Source organism: Actinomadura meridiana (assembly GCF_039537545.1).
Taxonomy (GTDB): domain Bacteria; phylum Actinomycetota; class Actinomycetes; order Streptosporangiales; family Streptosporangiaceae; genus Spirillospora; species Spirillospora meridiana.
Genome location: NZ_BAABAS010000026.1, coordinates 216483 through 237295, shown reverse-complemented (window position 1 = coordinate 237295; position 20813 = coordinate 216483). Strand labels below are relative to the sequence as shown.

The following is a 20813-nucleotide window of genomic DNA, read 5'->3' as shown; positions in this document are numbered from 1 at the left end:
TCTCGGCCTCCCAAAATGAGCGGTCTCAATTACGTGAAGCAACTTGCCTCACGGTTGGTGCAGTGCGACTATACCGACTGTGTCCGGATGGATGCAGGGAGTTTCGCAAAACTCAAGAGGCCGGGACGGATGTGTGCTTGGCGGCTTTGTCCGTCCCGGCCGGTTGCTCGGAGAGGAGCACCCGTGATGGATGACATCCAGGAATCCGAACTGATGCCTGTCTACCACGCCGACGTGGCGAAGTGGGCCGTCGAGCTGGGTGGGGGTGTGGCGCCTCGGTTGTTCGCGCTCGTGCGGGAGGACCTCGGCGAAGGTGACGCGGTGCTGGACGAACTCGTTGCATACGGGATCGTCATGCCGGACGGGTCGGCCGCGACCGTGCCGCTCAGTGGGCACTGGTTCGCGCGGTGGCTCACGCCGGAGAGCGCTTCGAGGCGGATGGGGTCGGAGGTGGTCTGGCTTTCGCGGTAGTAGCCGGACGACCGATGGGGCGCCACCGACCGACACGGTGGCGCCCGTCACATGGCCCGTGCCCTCGTCCGTCGCGGTGCGGCCGAACTCAGTTCAGCGGACCTGGACGTAGTCGTCTCGGGACGGCTGCTTGTCGAATCTGCTTGTGCCGGGGAAGTAGGCGCGCCACGTTCCCGATGCCTTGGCTTTGAAGCCTTTGCGGAAATTGCCGCTGCTGTTCGTTGTGGTGGAACCCATGTAGGTCCAGGTCTTGGAGCCCTTGGGGAGGAAATAGATCCGCATCGTCTTGCCCGAGTACGCCGTGTAGCCGGTACCGATGTTGTTCACACGGCGCAGGCGTCCTGACACGTACAGGGTCTTGCCCTTGCGGACCGGTTCTGGTGCGGCGTTGTAACTCTGGACTACGGTGTCGAGCTTCTCGTACCAGTAGTCCTCGCGGCTGCCGAGAGCTTTTCCGCTCTTGTTGTAGGCGACGACGCGGATGCGGTACTTGCCCGCGTGGTCGGGGACGGTCGCGCAACCGACTCCATATCCGACCTGTTCACCGGGGAGGACTCTGTTGTACGGGGGTGGGTTATGGCCGTTGGGGGCGATGACGGACACCTTGGAATAGGCGACCGTGGGCCCCTCGGTGCCCCAGACCCACACGTCCATGGCGCAGGACTTGCTGTACTCGCCCTTGCTGACGGACAGATGCCTCGGCACCTGGACGCGGAACGTCAGTGTCTCGGCGTTGGCGGCGGCCACGCCGCCGACCAGCAATCCCGCGCCGACGGCCAGAGCCGCGACGCCGGACACGACTCGGTGTTCAATTGTCATGAACGAAGATCATGCCACCACGAAGACCCCCGGACCCCTTATTTTCCGGGGGTCCGGGGGCCTTCGCCTCCGGTCAGTAGGTGGGCTGGGACGGGTCGATCTGGTTGACCCAGGCCAGGACGCCGCCGCCTACGTGGACGGCGTCGGAGAAGCCCGCGTTCTTCACTACGGCCAGGGCCTCGGCGGAGCGGGCGCCCGACTTGCAGTGGATGACGATCTTCTTGTCCTGGGGGAGGAGTTCCAGGGCGGAGCCGTTCAGGAACTCGCCCTTCGGGATGAGGGTCGCCCCGGGGATGGAGACGATCTCGTACTCGTTGGGCTCGCGGACGTCGACCAGGAAGATGTCGTCGTTGCGGTCCTGCATGGCCTTGAGGTCGTGGACGGTGATCGTGGAGTCCTGGGCGGCCTCGGCGGCCTCTTCGGAGACGGCGCCGCAGAACGCCTCGTAGTCCTCGAGGAGTTCGGTCTGGGTGGGGTTCTTGCCGCACAGGGGGCATTCCGGGTCCTTGCGGACCTTGACCGAGCGGTAGGTCATCTCCAGGGCGTCGTAGATCATCAGGCGGCCGACGAGGGGCTCGCCGATGCCGGTGAGGAGCTTGATGGCCTCGTTGACCTGGATGGAACCGATCGACGCGCACAGGACGCCCAGCACGCCGCCCTCGGCGCAGGACGGGACCATCCCGGGCGGCGGCGGCTCCGGGTAGAGGCAGCGGTAGCAGGGGCCGTGTTCCGCCCAGAACACGGAGGCCTGCCCATCGAAACGGTAGATCGAGCCCCACACGTACGGCTTGCCCAAGAGGACCGCCGCGTCGTTCACCATGTAGCGGGTCGCGAAGTTGTCCGTGCCGTCCAAGATCAGGTCGTAGCCGGAGAAAATGTCCATGATGTTGTCGCGGTCGAGCGCGAGGTCGTGCACGACCACGTCGATCAGCGGGTTGATCTCACGGACGGTCTCGGCGGCGGACTCGACCTTCGGCTTGCCCAGGGACGACTGGCGGTGGATGACCTGGCGTTGCAGGTTGGACTCGTCCACGACGTCGAAGTCGATGACGCCGAGGGTGCCCACCCCCGCGGCGGCGAGGTAGAGCAGGGCGGGTGAGCCGAGTCCGCCCGCGCCGACGACCAGGACCTTGGCGTTCTTGAGGCGCTTCTGCCCGGCCATGCCCACGTCGGGGATGATCAGGTGCCGCGAGTAGCGGTTGACCTCGTCGCGGGTGAGCTCCGCTGCGGGCTCGACCAGAGGTGGCAACGACACGGTGGGTGCTCCTGTGCTGACGCTGGTTTTGGGGCGGGGACGTGTTCGTCCTACCACCGCACAACCTTGCCATGCGCTGGTGCATTCCCGGACGTTCCCCAACTCGGACGGTCTCCTCACCGCAATGTCAGGGCGGAATGTCGTGAAGCACAGTTAATCTTGACTGTTGTGGCATTCCTGCCCCCCTCTCAGCAGCCGCCCCCGCCGCGGCCCCCTCAGCAACCCGGCATGCCCGCCGGGGGGCCGCCCGGCATGATGCCCGGCGGTCCGCCCGCCGGGCCTCCCGGTGGTCCGCCCGGTGGTCCTCCTGGCGGCCCGCCCGGTGGCCCACCCGGTGGGTTCCACGGCCCGCCCGGGGCACCGTCCATGCCCTTCATGGGGCCGGTCGGCCCGCCGCCCCCGACGGTCCTCGGGCTGCGCGGACGGCAGTGGATGGTCATCGCGCTCGTCGTCGGGTGCTGCTACCTGGTCTCGACCGTGATTTCCCTCACCGGCGCCTGGACGACCCTGAACCGCGACCCCACCAACGCGGAGTTGCAACAGGCCGCGAACAAGGAGGTGGAGCGGCGGTGGCAGGCGTGGTCCGCGCAGCGCATCTTCCCCGAGCGGATCAGCTACGCCCCGACGGTGGGGCACAGCGAGTACGCGACGCGGATGGGGATCGTCCCCGACACGACCTGCGCGCAGGCCGTCGACGCGGAGATCGCGACGACGATCGGCAGGCACGGCTGCCGGGCCGTGTTGCGCGCCACGTACGTCGATCAGCTTGAGGGCATCGTGACGACGGTCGGCGTGGTGGTGTTCGCCGATCCGTGGAGCGCCGACAAGGCGTTCAAGGAGCTTCCCGGTTCGCAGAGCGTGGACGGGACGGGGCCGGTCCGTCCGGCGTTGCACGCGGCAGCGTTCCCCGGGACGGCGGCCGCCAAGTTCACCGACCCGGCCCGGCAGGACCGTACGACCGACCGCGGGGGTCCGTATGTCGTGCTGACGACGTCCGGGCAGACGGACGGGCGTCCGGCAGCCGCGATCAAGAAGCAGCGGCCGGGTGAGCCGTTCGCCCTGGCGGCGCAGTTGGGGCACGCGGTCGCGCGGGCGCTGTCCGCGAAGGCGCTGCCGGACTGCGACAAACCCGAGTGGGAATGCTGACGGGAGTACGGATGTCGGGGCGGGGAGCAACGGGTAGGACGAGGGCTGTGGCCGGTGCGGTCGCGGCGGTCGCGTTGGCCGGGACGTGGTTGATTCCTGTTCCCGCGCGCGCCGATATCGTCCGCGACCGGCAGCAGCCCATTCTGAACGTCCTCGGCGTGAAGGCCGCATGGGGAATCACGAAGGGGAAGGGCGTTACGGTCGCGGTTGTCGACTCCGGGGTCGACGCCGGGCAGCCTGACCTAGCGGGATCGGTCACGACCGGGCCGAACATGCTCGCCGACGTTGACGCGGGGACGAAACCCGCCCGTTTGCACGGGACGGGGATGGCGTCGTTGATCGCGGGCCACGGGCACGGCGCGGGGAACCGTGACGGTGTCATCGGGATCGCCCCGGAGGCCCGGATCCTCGCCGTCCGGGCGATCGGTGAGCCGGAGGACAAGAGCTACGCCCGCTATCGGACGTCCCAGAACGCGGACACGGCGGTCGCGCGGGGCATCCGGTACGCCGCCGACCATGGCGCCGACGTCATCAACCTGTCGCTGGGCAAGGACGAAGAGGTCGCCGAGGAGCGGGAGGCCATCGGCTACGCCATCGGTAAGGGCGTCGTCGTGGTCTCCGCAGTAGGCAACGACGGCGACGACCAGCGCGTGCTTGACGGGGACGGGTATGCGCCGTACTCGTACCCCGCGTCGTACCCAGGGGTCATCGCGGTCGCGGCGACTGAGCCCGGTCATGCTCGGGCGCCGTTCTCCAACCGCAACTACTCGGTGCTGCTGTCCGCGCCCGGGGTGGACATCCCCGTCGCGGGGCCTGGCGACGAGTACTTCTCCAGCGCTGGGACGAGTGACTCCAGCGCGCTCGTGTCCGGGATCGCCGCTCTGATCCGCGCCAAGCATCCGAAGATGGCGCCCGCGCTGGTCGCGCAGTCGCTGTTGCAGAGCGTCCGGCACACGCCGTCCGGCGGATACAACGCGGAGATCGGGTTCGGCGAGGTGCACGCCCCCCGCGCGCTGTCGGCGGCGGACGCGCTGGCCGCAGGAGGTTCGGGCGGAAAGCCCGGAAAGGCCGCCGGACAGCGGTTCGGGAAGGACGACCCGGGGCCGGTGGAGGTCATCGACCGGCCGGGCTGGGTCACGCCGTTGATCGTCGGGATCGTGGTCGCCGGGATCGTCGGGACGGCCATGGCCGTCATGATCGCGATGACGTTCCGGCGCCGCCATCCGCGACTCGCGGGCGGCCCGCAGGTCGGCCTGATGGGCCCGATGCCGATGGGCCCACCGATGGGCGGCCAACGCCCCGGCCCGCCGCAGCCCGCCGGGCAGATGGGGCCGCCACTGTACGGCCCGCCACGCCAGCAGGGGCCACCCCCGCCCGGCCGTCCCCTCGGTCAGCAGCCACCGCCCGGAGCGCCGGGGCAACAACCGTCGTTCCGGCCACCCGATCCACAGGGCCCGCCGCCAGGTTCGCCCCAGGGCCCACCGCCCGGCGCGCAGGGTGCGCCGCCGTCGTTCAGGCCGCCCGAGCCGCAGGACGCGCCGTTCGGTGCGCCGCAGGGCCCCCCGCCCGCGCCGCAGGGCCCGCCGCAGGGCGCGCCGCCTGGTGCGCAGGGCGCGCCGCCGTCGTTCGGGCCGCCCGAGCCGCAGGGTGCGCCGCCCGGTGCGCAAGGGGCGCCGCCGGTGTTCCAGCCGCCTGAGCCGGAGGGTGCGCCGTCCGGTGCGCAGGGTGCGCCGCCCTCGTTTGGGCCGCCTGAGCCGCAAGGTGCGCCGCCAGCCACGTCGTTTGATTCGCAGGACGCGCCATCTGATTCGCAGGGGGAGTCGCCTTCGTTTGGGCCGCCTGAGGAGCAGGACGGGTCGTCGTCTGGGTGGGCGCCGCCTGGCGGGACGTCGTGAGCGCGCGAGAATCGTCGGATGTGGTCTGAACCCGACGAGTACGCCGAGGCGGTCCTGGACGCTGTGGAGCGGATCCCGCCCGGCCGTGTCCTCGCCTACGGTGACGTCGCCGAACTGGTCGGACGGGGCGGGCCCCGGCAGGTGGGGCGTGTGATGTCGCTGTACGGGGGCGCCGTGCCGTGGTGGCGCGTGACGCGCGCGGACGGCAGCCCGGCGAGCGGCCACGAGATCGAGGCGCACGAGCAGTACCGCGTCGAGGGGACGCCGCTGCGTCCGGACGGTCGCCGCGTCGACATGGCCCGCGCGCGCTGGGCCGGACAGACCTGACCCGTTTCCGCCTGAGGCGGTGTTTCCGACTGACAGGGTGTTTCTCGCGCGACATGCGTGCGTTGTTGTCAGAACCGTCCCGGTGATCTGTTCCAATGAACTGTTGTGCCGCCAGCTAGCTACCGTCTCGTGCGCCGCGCCGGTCCCGCGCGCGCCGTCCCGCCCATGCTCGACGAGCAGCAACAGCGGGTCGTCGACCATGCGGGCGGGCCGATGCTGGTGCTGGCAGGGCCCGGCACCGGGAAGACGACGACGATCGTGGAGGCGGTCGTCGACCGCATCGAGAACCGGGGCGTCGATCCGGAGCGTGTGCTCGTCCTGACGTTCAGCCGGAAGGCGGCGGGGGAGCTGCGCCAGCGGATCACGGGCCGCCTGCAACGGACGACGCGGACACCGCTGGCGCTCACGTTCCACAGCTACGCCTACGCCCTGCTCCGCCGCGACGCCGTGCTGGAGGAGGAGCCCGCGCCCCGGCTGCTGTCGGGGCCGGAGCAGCTCCTCGAAGTGCGGCGGCTTCTCGAAGGCGAGTTGGCGGACGGTGCGCGCGACTGGCCCGAACGGTTGAGGGCCACTCTGGCGACACGCGGGTTCGCCGAAGAACTGCGTGACTTCGCCTTGCGCGCGACTGAGCGACGTTACGTCGGCGAAGACCTCGTTGGGCTCGGACGCATGCGCGGCCGCGATGACTGGCCCGCCATTGGCGACTTCATGGAGCGGTACGCGGAGCGGTTCGCGCTCGACCCCGTCCAGACGTTCGACTACGGCGAGCTGATTTTCGTGGCTGCCAACATGCTCGCCAATGAAGAACTGCGGATCCGCGAGCAGGACGCCTACGACGCCGTGTTCGTCGACGAGTACCAGGACACCGACCCAGCGCAAGAAGCCCTGCTGAAACACCTTGCTGGCGATGGTCGCGACCTCGTCGTCGTTGGCGACCCGGACCAGTCGATTTACGGCTTCCGAGGCGCCGACGTACGCGGCATCCAGGAGTTCCCCGACCGGTTCCGCACCCTGAACGGCGATCCCGCGCCAGTGGTGGCGTTGCGGACGTGTCGGCGGATGGGTCCGGAGATCCTGGCGGCGTCGCGGCGGATCGCGCGGCGTCTTCCGGCCGGGTCGGCGGGGGCCGCCGAGCACCGCGACCTGCGTCCCCTGGAGGATCTCGACGGCGAAGTGCGGGCCGTGATCGCCGATTCCGAGAGCCAGGAGTCGGCGCTCGTCGCGGACGAACTCCGCCGCGCGCACCTCCTGGACGGCGTCCCGTGGTCGCGGATGGCGGTCCTCGTACGCAGCGCGGTGAGGCAGGTCCCGGTGCTGCGGCGCGCGCTCGCGCAGGCCGGTGTGCCGGTGGTCGTGGCCGGTGACGAGGTTCCCCTGATGGGTGAGCCTGCCGTCCGGCCGTTTTTGGTGCTGCTTCGGGCGGCGTTGAAGAAGGGCTTCTTGGACGAGGTCGTCGCCGACGACCTGCTGACAGGTCCGTTGGGTGGTGCCGACGCGCTGGCCATGCGGAGATTGAAACGGGCCCTGCGTGACCTGGAAGAGCTGTCGGGAGGGCAGCGTCCGCTAGGGGAACTGCTCGTGGCGGCTGTGAACGACCCGCGCGAGCTGGTTCTCGTCCACGAGAAGGTTCGTGCACCCGCCGAACGGGTCGCGCATCTCATCGACGTGGCGCGAAAGAGCGTCCATGAAGGCGGAACCGCCGAGGACGTGCTGTGGGCCGTGTGGCAGGAGAGCGGGCAAGCGGATGTCCTTCTGGCGCAGAGCGTCAAGGGCGGGACGCGGGGTGCGGCTGCCGACCGTGACCTCGATGCCGTCGTCGCGCTGTTCGACCATGCCGCACGGTTCGTCGACCGACTGCCGCAGGCGGGGCCGGAACTGTTCGTCGACACGATCGCGTCCCAGGAGATCGCCGGTGACACGCTCGCCGAGCAGTCCCCGGATGGCGAGGCGGTCCGGATCCTCACCGCGCACCGCTCCAAGGGGCTGGAATGGGACGTCGTCGTGGTCGCGGGCGTCCAGGAGGGCGTGTGGCCGGACGTGCGGCTGCGCGGTTCGCTGCTCGGCGTCGAAGAACTGATCGAGCACGCCGCAGGGGCCGAACCGGACGGCGAGGCCGCAGCGGGCGCGTCCATGGCGGCCAAGATGATGGACGAAGAACGCCGCCTGTTCTACGTCGCGGTCACGCGCGCGCGTAAACGGCTCGTTGTGACGGCGGTGGGTGGCGACGACACCGAGGAGCGTCCGTCCCGGTTCCTGAACGAACTGCTGCCGGGCGCCATCGAACAATCGCAGTTGGATGAAAAGACGCGGTGGCTGTCCCTGTCGGCGTTGGTCGCCGATCTGCGTTCCGTTGTCGCTGACCCGTCCCGTCCGGAACCGCTAAGGCGAGCCGCCGCCGGGCACCTGGCACGCTTGGCGCGCTCAGGCGTGCGCGGCGCGAAACCGGAGAGCTGGTACGCGATCACCGCGCTGTCCAATTCGGGGCCCGCGTTCGCCGAGGACGAGCCCATCACCATCTCGCCGTCCCAGGTCGAGGCGTTCACCACGTGCGGGCTGCGTTGGCTGCTGGCGTCGGCGGTCGGCGCGCAGGAGGGGGGCCCCAACGAGTACAGCACCATGGGCAAGGTCATCCACGCGGTCGCCGAAATGGCGGGCGCGGACGACGGCCTCGACGAGACCCATGTCGCCGAACGGCTCAACGAGATCTGGAACGACCTGGAGTTCCGCAGTTCCTGGTATTCGCAGAAGCAACGCGAGCAGGCCGCGCGGATGGTCGACAAGTTCCTCGCCTGGCATCGCGACAACCCCAACGAGGTCGTCGCCCTGGAGGAGTCGTTCAAGGTCGACCTCGGCCGCGTCGTCATCAAGGGACGCATCGACCGCGCCGAACGCGACGAGGACGGCCGCGCCGTCATCATCGACATCAAGACGTCGTCCACCGCCGTCCCTTCGGACGACCTGGCCCGGCACCCGCAGCTCGGCGTGTACCAGTACGCGGTGATGCTCGGCGCGTTCGAGCGGCACGGGCTGATCGAGCCGGGCGGGGCCAAGCTCGTCCAGGTCGGGAAGGGCGCGTTCGCGAAGGCGGCGCGCGAGCAGGGCCAGCCGCCGCCCGCCGACGACGAGGACCCGGAGTGGCCGAAGAAGCTGATCGAGATCGTCGCGACCGGGATGGCGGGCGAGGTCTTCCAGGCGAAGGCGAACGACAAGTGTCGGACGTGTCCCGTACGCTCCTGCTGCCCGGTCCACGACGAGGGCGGCCAGGTCGGCGAGTAGCCGCGGGCGCGCGTCGGCGAGTAGCCGCGGGCGCGCGTCGGCGAGTAGCCGTAGGTGGACGGGGTGCGGAGAACGACTAGCTCGGGGGGAGCGAGGTGATCACGCCGGGAGAGCTGGCCCGGTTGCTGGAGATCCCGGAGCCGACGGACGAACAGGCCCGGGTGATCGACGCGCCGATGGCGCCGATGGCGGTCATCGCGGGCGCCGGGTCCGGCAAGAGCGAGACGATGGCCGCGCGCGTCGTCTGGCTGGTCGCGAACGGGTTCGTCCGGCCCGAGCGGGTGCTCGGCCTGACGTTCACCCGCAAGGCGGCCGCCGAGCTGGGCGTCCGCGTGCGCAAACGGCTGGACCGGCTGCGCGAGGCCCTGCCCGGCGACGAGCTGGACCGGCTCGGCGGCGAGGCGCTGTTCGACGGCGAGCCGATGGTGTCGACGTACCACTCGTACGCGGCGCGGCTGTTCGGCGACCACGCGCTTCGCGAGGCGCTGGAGCCGACGATGCGGCTGATCTCACCGGCCGTCGCGTGGCAGCTCTGCTCGCGGGCCGTCGACGCCTACGACGGGCCCATGGACCTCGTCGAATGGCAGCCCGACACCGTGACGAAGGCCGTCATGGAACTCTCCGGTGACCTGTCGGAACATCTGCGGACCGCCGACGATGTCCGCAAGGTCGGCATCTGGCTCGACGAACGCTTCGCCGCGCTGAAGAAGCCCCTCAAGGCGCAGCGCGACATCCTCGGTAAGCAGGCCGTTCGCGAACAACTGCTGCCGCTTATCGAGGCGTACGGGCGCGTCAAGGCCGACCGGGAGGTCGTCGACCACGGCGACCAGATGGCCCTCGCCGCGCGCATCGCCTACAAGCATCCCGAGGTCAGGATGATCGAACGGTCCCGGTTCTCGGTGGTGTTGCTGGACGAGTACCAGGACACGTCTCAGGCACAGCTCGTCCTGTTGAAGTCACTGTTCGCGGGTGGGCACCCCGTGACGGCGGTTGGTGACCCGTGCCAGTCGATTTACGGATGGCGAGGGGCCAGCGCCGGGAACCTGCTGCGGTTCGCCCACGACTTCCCACTGGCGTCCGGGGGGCGTCCGGTGCCCGCGCCGGTCGTGCAGCTGAGCCGGTCGTTCCGGAACGGGGAGCAGATCCTGGAGGCGGCTGCCAAGGTCCAGGAGGAGTTGCGGGCCGACACGCAGGCCGTGCCGCGCCTCGTCCCCGGCGCCGGGCGCGAGGGCCGGGGACGCGTCGAATGCGCGCTGTTCGCCACCGTCGAGGACGAGGCCGACCGCATCGCCGCCCGAATCGTCCGGTTGATGAGCGCCGCCGAGCCCGGCACGGCGCCCGACGGCGGGCCGCAGCCCGAGCCGCCGCGGTACGCCGACATCGCCGTCCTCGCCCGGAAACGATCGCAGTTCCCGCTGATCAGGCGGGCGTTGGAGGCGCGCGGCGTCCCGGTGGAGGTGGTGGGCCTCGGCGGGCTGCTCACCGTCCCCGAGGTGCAGGACGTCGTCGCCACGCTGCGCGTCATGCACGACCCGACGGCCGGTGCGTCCCTGGCCCGGCTTCTGACCGGCCCGCGCTGGCGGCTCGGCCCGCGTGACCTCGTCGCCCTCGGACGGCGCGCCCGCGTCCTGGCCCAGGACTCCGCGCGCGACGTCACCCCACCCGAGACCGAGGACCCGCCGGACGAACCCGTGCCCGCCGCCCCCGACGCCGAGGACGATCCGCTGCGGCAACTCGTCACCGAGCTGAACCAGGAGACGGGCAGCCTCATCGACGCGCTCGACGACCTCGGCCCGCCCGACGTGTACTCGCCGGAGGGCCACGCGCGGCTCCGGCGCCTCCGCGACGAGCTGCGCAATCTCCGCGGCCAGGTCGGGCTGCCGCTGCCCGACCTCGTCAACGAGGTGGAACGCGCGCTCGGTCTCGACATCGAGGTCGCCGCCCGCTCCGGCCTCGACCCCGTCACCGCCCGCGCCGACCTGGACGCCTTCATCGGCGCCGCCGCCACCTTCGCCGGTGACGCCGAGGACCCGACCCTCGGCGCGTTCCTCGCCTACCTCAAGGCCGCCGAGACCGAGGAGTTCGGCTTGGAGGCCGGACGGGTCGGCGAGACCGACAGCGTGAAACTCCTCACCGTCCACGCCTCGAAGGGGCTGGAATGGCCGGTGGTGATCGTTCCCGGGCTGTCGTACGTCCCGCAGAAGAGCGGCGCGCCCGCCAAGGGGTCGATCTTTCCGTCGCCGCCGCAGAACGCCACCCGCTGGACCGCGAACCCGCGCGTCCTGCCGTTCATGCTGCGCGGCGACCGCGCCGACCTGCCGCCCCTGACCGGCCTCGACAAGGACGAACTCGCCGCGTTCGACCGGGCCTGCTCCGAGCGCGACCTGCGGGAGGAACGGCGGCTCGCCTACGTCGCGGTGACGCGCGCGTCCAGCCTGCTCATCGCCACCGGCTACTGGTGGGGGACGTCGTCGCGCCCGCTCGGGCCCTCCCCGTTCCTGGAGGAGATCCGCGCCGTGTGCGTGACGGGTGCCGGAACCGTCGCCGCCTGGGCCGACCCACCAGAGGAGGGCGCCGCGAACCCCCTCCTGGCGGACGCCGACGAAGCCCAGTGGCCCGTCGCGCCCGGCGAACGCGGCGACCGGACGGCCCGCGAACGGTACGAGGCCATCGTCGAGGCCGCCGGGATGGTCGAGGACGAGATCGCCGGACGGACCAGGCACTGGGCCGGGCACGACGGACTGTCCGACGCCGACCGGTCCCGCATGACCGCGTGGGCGCGCGACGTCGAACTGCTCCTCGCCGAACGCGACCGGGGCCGCGGCGGTGACGGGCTGCTCGTCGAACTCCCCGCGCATCTGTCGGTGTCGTCGCTGGTGTCGCTGGCCCGCGACCCCGCCGCGCTCGCCCGCCAGATCCGCCGCCCGATGCCGCGTCCGCCCGCGCCTTATGTCCGGCGTGGCACCGCGTTCCACGCCTGGCTGGAGAGCCGCTGGGGGCAGCAACGCCTCCTCGACCCGGACGAACTGCCCGGCGCCGCCGACGAGGGCGCCGCCGACGACGCGCAACTCGCCCGGCTGCGCGCCCGTTTCGAGGAGTCGGAGTGGGCGGCGCGGGAACCGCTCGACATCGAGGTCCCGTTCGAGACGATCATCGGTGACCGGCTGATCAGGGGCCGCATGGACGCCGTCTTCCGGACGGGCGACGGCCGGTACGAGATCGTCGACTGGAAGACGGGCGCACCCCCGTCCGGCGACGAGGCCCGGTACGTCTCGGTACAGCTAGCCGCGTACCGCCTGGCCTGGGCAGAACTGCGCGGGCTGGACGTCGACCAGGTCAGTGCCGCGTTCCACTACGTCGCCGCGAACGTCACCGTCCGCCCGGCCGACCTCCTGGACGCGGCGGGCCTCGCCGCCCTACTGGAGACCGTCCCCGCCGCCTAGCCGGAGCGTGCAGGTAGCTTGGCTACGCTGATCGGGCCTCCGGCCAGAAGTGGAAGACCGGGTTGTCCAAGAGCGCAGGCAGGTTCGGATCTCCGAGCACCGTGGAAGCCCCGGGAGAGTCACGGAAACGCAGCATCGCGTACAGCACGTCGGCGAAGGGCTGGTCCTGGAGGGAGGCCACTATCTCGTGGGCTTCCTCGTCCCTGCCATCCTCAGTCAGTTGGGCGTGGTCCCGCAGCATCGATTTGATTCGAACGAAGGCGGATTTCCGGCCTCGTTCCAGGTCGGCCCGGTTCAGCCGAAAGACCTCGATCGTCGCTTCGCCGCAGTCGGTAACCGCCTCATAGCGGCCGGTGCTCGGCATGAGTTCAAGATGGTCGTAGGGGTCCCCGTTGGACGGATCGATGAGCAACGGCTCTCCATTCTCCCCACGAGGAAAGCTTCCAAGGGTCGCGTGCAGACTTGCCGCGCGCGCCTGCAACCGATCGTGCGGCCTCGGGCGGAAGCGTGGTCCGCTGGATGGGGATCATTCGGTCAGGCGATCCTCGCGGCGACCTCGTCCACCCGGGCGGTGAGTGAACTGGTCAGCCGGTCGCGCAGTTGTTCGTACTCCTGTGTTTCCGCTTCGCTCGCTCGGCCATGCAGGACGGCTCGTTCCAGCGACGTGAGCCGACGGCGCATTTCCTCGGCCTGGCCCGAGTATGGCGAGTCGACGCCGAACAGGTCGGTGAGCAGTGCGTCGTCGCCACTTCCATACACGACACGCTCAAAGAGGTCTTCGTCCACCACACGCGGCGGTACGTCTTCGCCGAGCCCAGGTAGCCGAATCAAGCCTCCAGGGTCGGCGCTCTGGCAGATGTAAGGGCTGTGTGAACTGACGATGAACTGAATTCGCGGAAAGTGACTCTTCAGCCATTCACCGATCTTCTTCTGCCAGCTCACATGTAGGTGGACGTCAATCTCATCGATGAGGACGACGCCGGGTGTGTTCGCCAGCGCTTCTACGGAAGTGGCTTTGGCCCCGTGGACCTGATGGAGCTGACTATCCGCAGCTACCTGGCCACCTGCACCCGCAACGGGCTCACCATGCTCGAAGCACTCACCCAGCTCACCCACGGCCAACCCTGGCTACCCTCAGCAGCTCACTGATCACTTCAGACCTGACCAGTTACGTATTGACGGGGGGGTGAGTATGATCGGGTTGATTGTTCATCGACCAAGATATTGATCTTGCTGAGGATGTCCAGCAGCTTGCCTCGATTCGCTGGAGGTTGGGATGTCAGAACGGTCTGGGCTGGAAAGATACCCGAATCCGGAGGGGTTCCCGTCTCGGGCGCCGGCCCCTCCGATTCCCAGCCCCGTCCTGGACGATCCGGGCGAACTCGAATATCACGAGCTGAAGTTACTCAAAGACGCTGCTCGGTCATGTGAGAACGTCGCGGATTTCGTGCGGCGTGGACTCGGCGCTACGGGGCAGCCCACCGATGCCGCAGCCGAGGGCATCACCGGCTTCACCTCGTCCGTGGAACTGTCCGTGCTCGTCGACTCATGGCGATCGAATGGGAAACGGCTGGCCGATCACATCGACGGTATAGCGCCGCGGCTGCGTGGAACCGCCGCCGCCTACCGGGGGACAGAGGAAAGGATTCGCGCCAGGATCAACGAGATCTGGGGTATCGGCGGCTGACGTGGTCGACTTCATCTCGCTTCGGGACGCCAGCTTGGACGACCTGGAAGCCGCCAGTCGAGCGTGGCGCGACTACTCGGATCGGCTTCGCGGATGCGCGGAAGTGTACGGTGACGACGTCATTGGAGATGTCGACGAATCCGGGTGGAGGGGACGTGCGGCGACGGTCGCGAGGAACGAGTTCCTGCCCGAGCATACGCGCCTTAAACGCGCCGCGTTCACCGCGTTCACCATCTACAACGCGTTGTCGGTCGCGGAGAAGAAGTTCAGGGGCGCGCAGCGGGAACTGCGAGACGCGATGGACGAGGCGCACAGCCTGCACATCAGGGTCGGGGACGATGGGGCACTGATTCCGCCGCTGCTCAACACGGCCGACCGGCACGACCCGGAGAGCCTGCGCGCGTGGAACTCCACCGTGCAGCGCCTAGCTGAGCGTATGAGGAGCGCCCGTGAGCACGGCGACGCAGGCGGACCAGCAGTTCGCCGCGGTGCTTCCCAAGCTTTTCGCGGAGAGTGCCTGGCATGAGGAACTGCCGACGGACCTCACGGACCGTCCGCCGTTGTGGTCGGGGACCGACTTCGGGCGTCTCTACGGAGTAGAGGCTCCTACCGGCCGCGACCGGGAGATCTACGAGAAGCTGCAACTGATGGTTCTCGGCGGAGCCGTCAAGGGCTGGCCCACCGCCTCGGCACTGCTCGGCCACTGGCTTGACGGAAACGGGAAAACGAAGCACGTCAACGTCTCAGAGATCATGGAGCGGAGCCCGGAGATGAAACGCGAGATAGCGAAGACTCTGAGCGAGCACCACGGGTCTGGGCGTTTCGACTCAGGCTGGCGCAGCGCGAACTTTGACTACCGCACCAACCTGGACATGTACTACGCCTTCAACGGCTACCAGTACCGGGTGGTCGGAGAGGACGGGCACTACAAGGTGAAATTCTACAAACGCTACAACTTCGGCACCTCGGAAGAGAATCGCCTGCCTATCAACGCGCCATTGCTGGGCTCGATCAAGCAGCCCGACATCTCCCGCCTGCACACTGCCGGGTTAGCGCGTGACTTCGACGTCTACGGCTCGTCGAGCTTTCCGCGATGACGGACTCCCCGCGCAGGCCTGGCGTCGTGATCCTGCTCGCCGTCGCCGCGGTTGTCGGGTGCGTACTAGTCGTCGGTGTCGCGGCGGTGGTGTACACGCTGATGGCCTGGGAACCGTCTCCCGCCGGGGAGGGCGGCGTCGGCCCGCGCGCGGCGCGGGGCAGCGACCCGAGGATCACGTTCGAGCAGGCGGCACGTGATCTGTCGCTGGCCCTTCCTGGCACTGTGTCCCGGCTGCGGTACGCCGCCCGGCATGACTCTCGCCCCTACATTCTGGAGTTCTCCTTCGTGATGCCGTGCTCGTCCATTGCCGAGTTCCGGGATGGGAACGACCTCGTCCAGGTGGGCGAGAGTCTGCGCGGCTCGTCGCCGCCCGCCGAGTTTCGTGAGATGGCGGCGACCCTGGGCGGTCCTCTTCCCGAGGGCCCTGCCACAGTTCTCACCGATGAGGACGACCATGACTCCATCAATCGCCGTGCGGTGGTCGTCTCGCTGAGCGGTCGCGACTGCCGTGTGGTCGGAGACTTCACCGAGTACACGTAGGGGTCGACCGCGGGTCTGAGTTTTCAGGTGGGCATTAGGGCCCAGATTACCTTGCCCTGGCCTGTGGCGGAGGGGCGGGTGCCGGTGGCCTTGGCGTAGGCCGCGACTATGGCGAGACCGCGGCCGGTTTCGGCGGTTTCCGGGGCGTCGGTGAAGGTTGGGAGTGTGGGGTTGGGATCCCAGCATTCCAGGAGTGGAGCTTCGCCCTGGAAGGTGCAGCGGAGGCGGATCTCGCGGCCTCGGGCGGCGGCCACGGCGTTGGTGACGATCTCGCTCATCACGAGCATGGAGTCTTGGACGAGTTCGCGGTCGCAGCCCCACGAGGTGAGGGAGTAGCGGACGAGGTGGCGAGCTAGGACGACCGAGGACGGCGCCGCCAGCAGAGTCAGCCGGATCTCGGGCGTGGGCGGAGCGACTGGAGCGAATGCGGTCAGGTCTTGATCGTTCATTGGGGCCGTCCTGCGAGTTGGTAGAACGTGCCCACACTCTGTGCATCTCTGAGCTAACCTGAAGTGGATTGAGAAATACGCGATACAGTAGGGGGAAGTGATGAGCGCCCGAGAGCTGATCAACCCGAAGTCTTCCCTCTGGGCCTGGATGGCCTTTGACCTGTGGTTCTACCGTACTCGGCGGAACCTGTCGCTGGCCCAGACCGCCCTTATCGCGAGCGTGACGCGGGGGACTGTATCCAACTGGGAAGCAGGTCGCCTGCGTCCGAACGACAAGTGCTTGACGCTCCTGGACCAGGCATGGGACACCGGCGGCCACTTCGAGCGGCTACACATGTTCGCTACCAGCGGTCATGACCCCGACTGGTACAACCAGGGCGTTCAGTACGAGATGGCTGCGGAGGTCATCAAGGTCTTTCACGGTAAGAGCGTGCCGGTCTGGTTGCAGACCGAGGCTTACGCTAAGGCGATCTTGAAGGCTGCGGGTCGCGCGGCTGAGATTGAGTCAGAGACCCAGGCGCGGATGAAGCGACAGGAGATCTTGAAACGAAAGCGGCCGCCCTATCTCTGGGTTCTCATCGACCAGGAGGTTTTGGAGAATGTGGTCGGCGGTCCGGAGGTTATGGCCGGTCAACTGCGCTACCTACTCGAACTGGCCGACTTGGAGTGTGTCTGCGTGCGTGTCGTCTCGCGTTCCGTCGGGTGGCATCCAGGTCAGGATGGCCATTTTCACGTCATGACGGTTAGTGGCAGAGGAGTCTCGTACGCTGTGGCGCAGGTGGCCGGGCGGCTGATCGAAGCTGGCGACGAGTCTGCCATCCTAGAGTTCCGTTTCGACCAGATTGGGGCGCTTGCGCTCCCCCGAGCGGACTCCAAGACCCTGATCGAGCAGATCTTAAGGATGTACGAGTGACTGAGTGGCGGAAGAGCTCTCACAGCGGCGGCGGAAACGATGATCTGTGTGTGGAGTTGGCGCAGTTCGACGATGGGGTCTGGGTGCGCGACTCCAAGGAGCCGGATGGTGAGCGGCTGGAGTTCGGGCGGGAGGCGTTCGCCGGGTTGCTGGGCCGGGTGAAGCGGGGAGATCTCGGCCTGTAGTGGTCGGAATGCCCGGCTGGTTGGGAATTCCCGTGGCGGGTGAAGGGCGCGGAATGATGGGCTTCCTGTGACCGCGTGCTAACGGGAGGCGAGAGGTGGTCGTGTCCGGGCCCGAGTACGTGCAGGTTGAAGCTCCGTTGCTCCGCCAGCTTGAAGGCATGGGCTGGGAGTATCTGGAGGGCGCGCCGGACGGGGCGTTCAAGCCGAGGATCTGGGCGCATCCGGGCGCGGGTCGTTCATGGAAGTGCTGCTGGAGGAACGGGCTGCGCGTCGCCGTCCGGACGATCAACCTTGGCGACCTCGCTGCCCGACTATCAAGCCCGGCGCGCCCGGCTCAAACGCCTTGGTCCCGACCTCTGGCTCCCGAGTTGGACCTTCCCAGCTAGGGACGAATGTGACGAAGGCCCCGCCGCAGGCCAGGTGATGACTCTCACTCACCCCTGGTCACCGTGGGTGGTTTCAGGCATGATCCGGGCAAACATCCAAGGAGGCGAACGTGACCGTGACGCATGACGAGAGAGTCGTCCGCGAGTTCTCCAAGCAGGCGGCCGGGTTCGCCGACCCCCGGCTGAACGCCGCGTTCACCCGTCACCTGGACCGGCTCGTCCGGTTCATGGACCCCGAACTCGACCTTGAGGACGTCGTCCTGGAGGTCGCGGCGGGGACCGGGATCGTCTCCCGCGCCATCGCCGCCCGCGTCCGCCACGTCACGGCCCTCGACCTCACGCCCGCGATGCTCGCCGAGGGCAAACGCGACGCCGACCAGGCGGGCCTCACCAACATCACGTTCACCGAGGGCGACGCGAGCGCGCTGCCCTACGTCGACCGGTCGTTCACGCTGGTCGTCACCCGGTTCTCGCTGCACCAGGTCGCCGACCCCGAGACCGTCGTCCGGGAGATGGTCCGGGTCAGCAGGCCGGGCGCCGCGCTGGTCATCGCCGACCTGATCCGTCCGGACGACCTCGTGGGCGACCCCGATCGGATCGAGCGCCTCCGCGACCCCTCACACGGCACCGCGCTGACGGAGTCCCGGATCACGGGGCTCGTCGCGGCGGCGGGTGCTGAGGTGAAGCGGGCCGAGCGGTTCGACTACGTACGCCCGCTCGACCCTTGGCTGGAGTTCTCGCAGACCCCCGAGGACGTCGCCGCGCAGATCAGGCAGGAACTGGAGGACGAGTTGGCGGGCGGACCTCCCACCGGGATGCGTCCGAGTGTTAAGGACGGTGTCCTGCACTTCACGCACTCGTACCTCTTCCAGCAGGCGATCGCGGAGTAGGGTAACGTTTTCGATCAAATGTTCGACGACTGTCACTCGCCTAAGTTAAGTTGTCGAACATGAGTTCTAACAAGGAACCGGCAGCTCTGGCGATGCGGATCGGCGTCGTCGCGGCGGAGGCCGCCCTGGCCTCCTTCGCCCGCAACCTCGACGTCGACGACCTGGAGGACGGCGTCGACTTCGAGGGCGCCATCGGCCCCGCCGAATGGCCCGTGTTCTCCCTGGTCATCGACACTCTCGCCGAGGCGGGCCCGGGCGACTCCCGGTCCCTGGACGAGCGCCGCGCCGACGCCCTCAACGACCTGGCCCGCATCTGCATGGCCGCCAAGAACCGCGTCGGAGCCGCCTGAGCCGCCTGAGCCGCCTGAGCCCTAGCCGTCCAACTCCCCGGCCTTCACCTTGCCGGTGCTGGTACGCGGAAGCTCGTCGACGAACCTGACGTCCCTCGGGACCTTGTACCGGGCGAGGTGCTCCTTCACATATGCCTTGACCTCGTCCTCGGTAAGCCGCGCCCCATCCTTTCGGACGACGTACGCGACGAGCCGCTGCCCGAACTTCGCGTCATCGACCCCGCGCACCGACACTTCCGCGACGCCTGGATGGCTTCCGAGCAGCCCTTCGACCTCGCCGGGAAACACGTTCTCCCCACCGGAAACGATCATGTCGTCCGTGCGCCCGTCGATGAACAGTCGCCCGGCCTTGTCGAAGTGCCCGACATCTCCGCTCCCGGTCAGACCGTCCAACACCCGCTTGCCGCCACCGCCCGTGTATCCGGCGAACCGCAGTCCTCCGCCGGTGTAGATCTCACCGGTCTCGCCCGCCGGAAGCTCGCGCCCGTCCTCGCCGAGGATCTTGATGCTGATCCCGCAGGACGGTCTTCCGACAGTCCCGGGAGCGTCCCGCAGATCATCGGACGTAGCGATCGTGGCCCACCCCGTCTCGGTGGCCCCGTACACGTTCACGAGGACGTCGCCGAACCTGTCCATAAAGGCGTCCGACACATGCGGATGAAGCGCCGCCCCGCCACTAACAACAACACGAAGCGAGGGCGACCAGGGCACGTCCTCCAACTCCAAGATGCGCTGGAGCATCACCGGCACCGCGACCAACGCTCCCGCCTCACAGTCCGCGACCGCGTCCACCGTCTCCCGGACGTCGAACCGCCGAGACAGGACGACCGGCATCCCCACAGCAAGCCCAAACACCAAGTAGCCGAGCCCCAACACATGGAACAACGGCGGCGCGATCACAATGGGCGCACCCGACCGCACCGGAACTCGCAGAAGATGACTGAGCGCCACAGGCAGCAACACCGAAACCGACAGATCGTGCCGAGCCCCTTTAGGCGTCCCCGTAGTTCCCGAGGTCATCACCACCAGACGCCCGGCTTTCTCCGTCCAAATCGGCTCAGCCTCAGTGCAGTCCATCAATGACTCAATCGACTCACCATCGTCCGTCCACGCAAGCAGCCTCCGCCCCTTGAATCCCGAGTTGGCCACGACCGAATCGAATTCCTCATCGTGGACGAGCAACCCAATACCCTCGCGCTCAAGAACCTGCCCGAGCTGCACGGCCGAGAAATCCGTGTTAAGCAGGACCACGTCGTTCCCCAAGCGTGACGCCGCGAGAACGCTCTCCACAAATCCTCGATGGTTGCGGCACAAGATCCCCACATTGCGGCCGTCCGCCCGATCGCGAAAAGCGATGGCGAGCGAAGCAGCCCGCCGCTCAAGCTCCCGGTACGACAACGACCCGCGCTCGTCGATCAACGCCGTCCGGTCGGGAAACCGCAGCGCGGCCACGGCACCGACCGTCGCCGGTACGGCCCCGAACCGCGCACAGGCGAACAACACACGCGCGGCCCGATCCGGCCGCACCGGCCGCATGACCCCGACGTCCCACAACGCCCGCGTCGTCCGCACCCCGAGCCCCGCCAAACCCCGCGCCCGATCCACCAACAACACCGACCCGTTCCCCTCAAAGATCCACACCCGCCCGCACCAACGAGCCCTGCATCCGAGGGTCTACCCGG

The 20813-nt window shown here is 68.5% G+C and carries 20 protein-coding genes; 14 read left to right on the top strand and 6 right to left on the bottom strand.

The annotated features are described in order from the left end of the window. Positions 1 to 186 precede the first annotated feature (186 nt). The gene (locus tag ABD808_RS33015) at positions 187 to 471 is read left to right on the top strand and encodes a hypothetical protein (protein WP_344905456.1); all 285 of its coding nucleotides are present in this window, start codon (positions 187 to 189) and stop codon (positions 469 to 471) included. Between the two features lie 93 nt (positions 472 to 564). Here the strand turns inward: ABD808_RS33015 and ABD808_RS33010 are convergent, their stop codons facing one another. Together ABD808_RS33010 and moeZ are read right to left on the bottom strand one after the other, a co-directional pair. After that, positions 565 to 1290, bottom strand: a complete 726-nt coding sequence (locus tag ABD808_RS33010; protein WP_344905454.1) for a hypothetical protein — start codon at positions 1288 to 1290, stop codon at positions 565 to 567. A 73-nt stretch (positions 1291 to 1363) separates the two neighbouring features. Further along, positions 1364 to 2545 carry an adenylyltransferase/sulfurtransferase MoeZ gene (gene moeZ / locus ABD808_RS33005; protein ID WP_344905452.1) on the bottom strand — a complete coding sequence of 394 codons (1182 nt, stop codon included), beginning with the start codon at positions 2543 to 2545 and terminating at the stop codon, positions 1364 to 1366. Positions 2546 to 2920: 375 nt separating this feature from the next. Here moeZ and ABD808_RS33000 point away from each other — a divergent pair, with 375 nt between their 5' ends. From ABD808_RS33000 to ABD808_RS32980, 5 genes are all read left to right on the top strand, one after another. Continuing rightward, a complete protein-coding gene (locus ABD808_RS33000) occupies positions 2921 to 3691 on the top strand; it encodes a hypothetical protein (RefSeq protein ID WP_344905450.1) in 771 nt (256 codons plus the stop codon). Positions 3692 to 3738: 47 nt separating this feature from the next. After that, positions 3739 to 5586 carry a S8 family peptidase gene (locus ABD808_RS32995; protein ID WP_344905448.1) on the top strand — a complete coding sequence of 616 codons (1848 nt, stop codon included), beginning with the start codon at positions 3739 to 3741 and terminating at the stop codon, positions 5584 to 5586. A gap of 18 nt (positions 5587 to 5604) precedes the next feature. After that, a complete protein-coding gene (locus ABD808_RS32990) occupies positions 5605 to 5913 on the top strand; it encodes an MGMT family protein (protein WP_344905445.1) in 309 nt (102 codons plus the stop codon). A 165-nt stretch (positions 5914 to 6078) separates the two neighbouring features. Then, the gene (locus ABD808_RS32985) at positions 6079 to 9189 is read left to right on the top strand and encodes an ATP-dependent helicase (protein WP_344905947.1); all 3111 of its coding nucleotides are present in this window, start codon (positions 6079 to 6081) and stop codon (positions 9187 to 9189) included. A gap of 95 nt (positions 9190 to 9284) precedes the next feature. Then, a complete protein-coding gene (locus ABD808_RS32980) occupies positions 9285 to 12632 on the top strand; it encodes an ATP-dependent helicase (RefSeq protein ID WP_344905442.1) in 3348 nt (1115 codons plus the stop codon). A gap of 22 nt (positions 12633 to 12654) precedes the next feature. On the opposite strand, the gene ABD808_RS32975 is transcribed toward ABD808_RS32980, so the two are convergent. Both ABD808_RS32975 and ABD808_RS32970 read right to left on the bottom strand, forming a co-directional pair. Beyond that, entirely contained in the window at positions 12655 to 13044 is a 390-nt protein-coding gene (locus tag ABD808_RS32975) for a hypothetical protein (RefSeq protein WP_344905439.1), read from the bottom strand. 122 nt (positions 13045 to 13166) lie between these two features. After that, a complete protein-coding gene (locus tag ABD808_RS32970; RefSeq protein WP_344905436.1) occupies positions 13167 to 13748 on the bottom strand; it encodes an AAA family ATPase in 582 nt (193 codons plus the stop codon). Positions 13749 to 13908: 160 nt separating this feature from the next. On the opposite strand from ABD808_RS32970, the gene ABD808_RS32965 reads away from it, so the two are divergent. The 4 genes from ABD808_RS32965 to ABD808_RS32950 are packed head-to-tail and all read left to right on the top strand — an operon-like array spanning position 13909 to position 15958. Beyond that, positions 13909 to 14319, top strand: a complete 411-nt coding sequence (locus ABD808_RS32965) for a WXG100 family type VII secretion target (RefSeq protein WP_344905433.1) — start codon at positions 13909 to 13911, stop codon at positions 14317 to 14319. Position 14320: 1 nt separating this feature from the next. Continuing rightward, the gene (locus ABD808_RS32960; protein WP_344905430.1) at positions 14321 to 14845 is read left to right on the top strand and encodes a hypothetical protein; all 525 of its coding nucleotides are present in this window, start codon (positions 14321 to 14323) and stop codon (positions 14843 to 14845) included. After that, positions 14769 to 15416 carry a hypothetical protein gene (locus ABD808_RS32955; protein ID WP_344905427.1) on the top strand — a complete coding sequence of 216 codons (648 nt, stop codon included), beginning with the start codon at positions 14769 to 14771 and terminating at the stop codon, positions 15414 to 15416. Before ABD808_RS32960 ends, ABD808_RS32955 begins: the two co-directional genes overlap by 77 nt. Further along, the gene (locus tag ABD808_RS32950; RefSeq protein ID WP_344905424.1) at positions 15413 to 15958 is read left to right on the top strand and encodes a hypothetical protein; all 546 of its coding nucleotides are present in this window, start codon (positions 15413 to 15415) and stop codon (positions 15956 to 15958) included. The genes ABD808_RS32955 and ABD808_RS32950 overlap by 4 nt, the downstream gene beginning before the upstream one ends. Before the next feature lie 23 nt (positions 15959 to 15981). On the opposite strand, the gene ABD808_RS32945 is transcribed toward ABD808_RS32950, so the two are convergent. Beyond that, the gene (locus tag ABD808_RS32945; protein ID WP_344905421.1) at positions 15982 to 16407 is read right to left on the bottom strand and encodes an ATP-binding protein; all 426 of its coding nucleotides are present in this window, start codon (positions 16405 to 16407) and stop codon (positions 15982 to 15984) included. 100 nt (positions 16408 to 16507) lie between these two features. Between ABD808_RS32945 and ABD808_RS32940 the strand changes: the two genes are divergently transcribed. The 4 genes from ABD808_RS32940 to ABD808_RS32925 all read left to right on the top strand — a co-directional run bounded on the left by ABD808_RS32940 (position 16508) and on the right by ABD808_RS32925 (position 19131). After that, a complete protein-coding gene (locus ABD808_RS32940) occupies positions 16508 to 17320 on the top strand; it encodes a Scr1 family TA system antitoxin-like transcriptional regulator (protein WP_344905418.1) in 813 nt (270 codons plus the stop codon). Next, the gene (locus ABD808_RS32935) at positions 17317 to 17505 is read left to right on the top strand and encodes a DUF397 domain-containing protein (protein WP_344905415.1); all 189 of its coding nucleotides are present in this window, start codon (positions 17317 to 17319) and stop codon (positions 17503 to 17505) included. The genes ABD808_RS32940 and ABD808_RS32935 overlap by 4 nt, the downstream gene beginning before the upstream one ends. A 496-nt stretch (positions 17506 to 18001) precedes the next feature. After that, positions 18002 to 18781, top strand: a complete 780-nt coding sequence (locus ABD808_RS32930; RefSeq protein WP_344905412.1) for a class I SAM-dependent methyltransferase — start codon at positions 18002 to 18004, stop codon at positions 18779 to 18781. A gap of 59 nt (positions 18782 to 18840) precedes the next feature. Then, complete coding sequence (locus tag ABD808_RS32925; protein WP_344905409.1) at positions 18841 to 19131, top strand: hypothetical protein; 291 nt, start codon at positions 18841 to 18843, stop codon at positions 19129 to 19131. 21 nt (positions 19132 to 19152) lie between these two features. Here the strand turns inward: ABD808_RS32925 and ABD808_RS32920 are convergent, their stop codons facing one another. Then, positions 19153 to 20667 carry an AMP-binding protein gene (locus ABD808_RS32920; RefSeq protein WP_344905944.1) on the bottom strand — a complete coding sequence of 505 codons (1515 nt, stop codon included), beginning with the start codon at positions 20665 to 20667 and terminating at the stop codon, positions 19153 to 19155. Between the last annotated feature and the right edge of the window lie 146 nt (positions 20668 to 20813).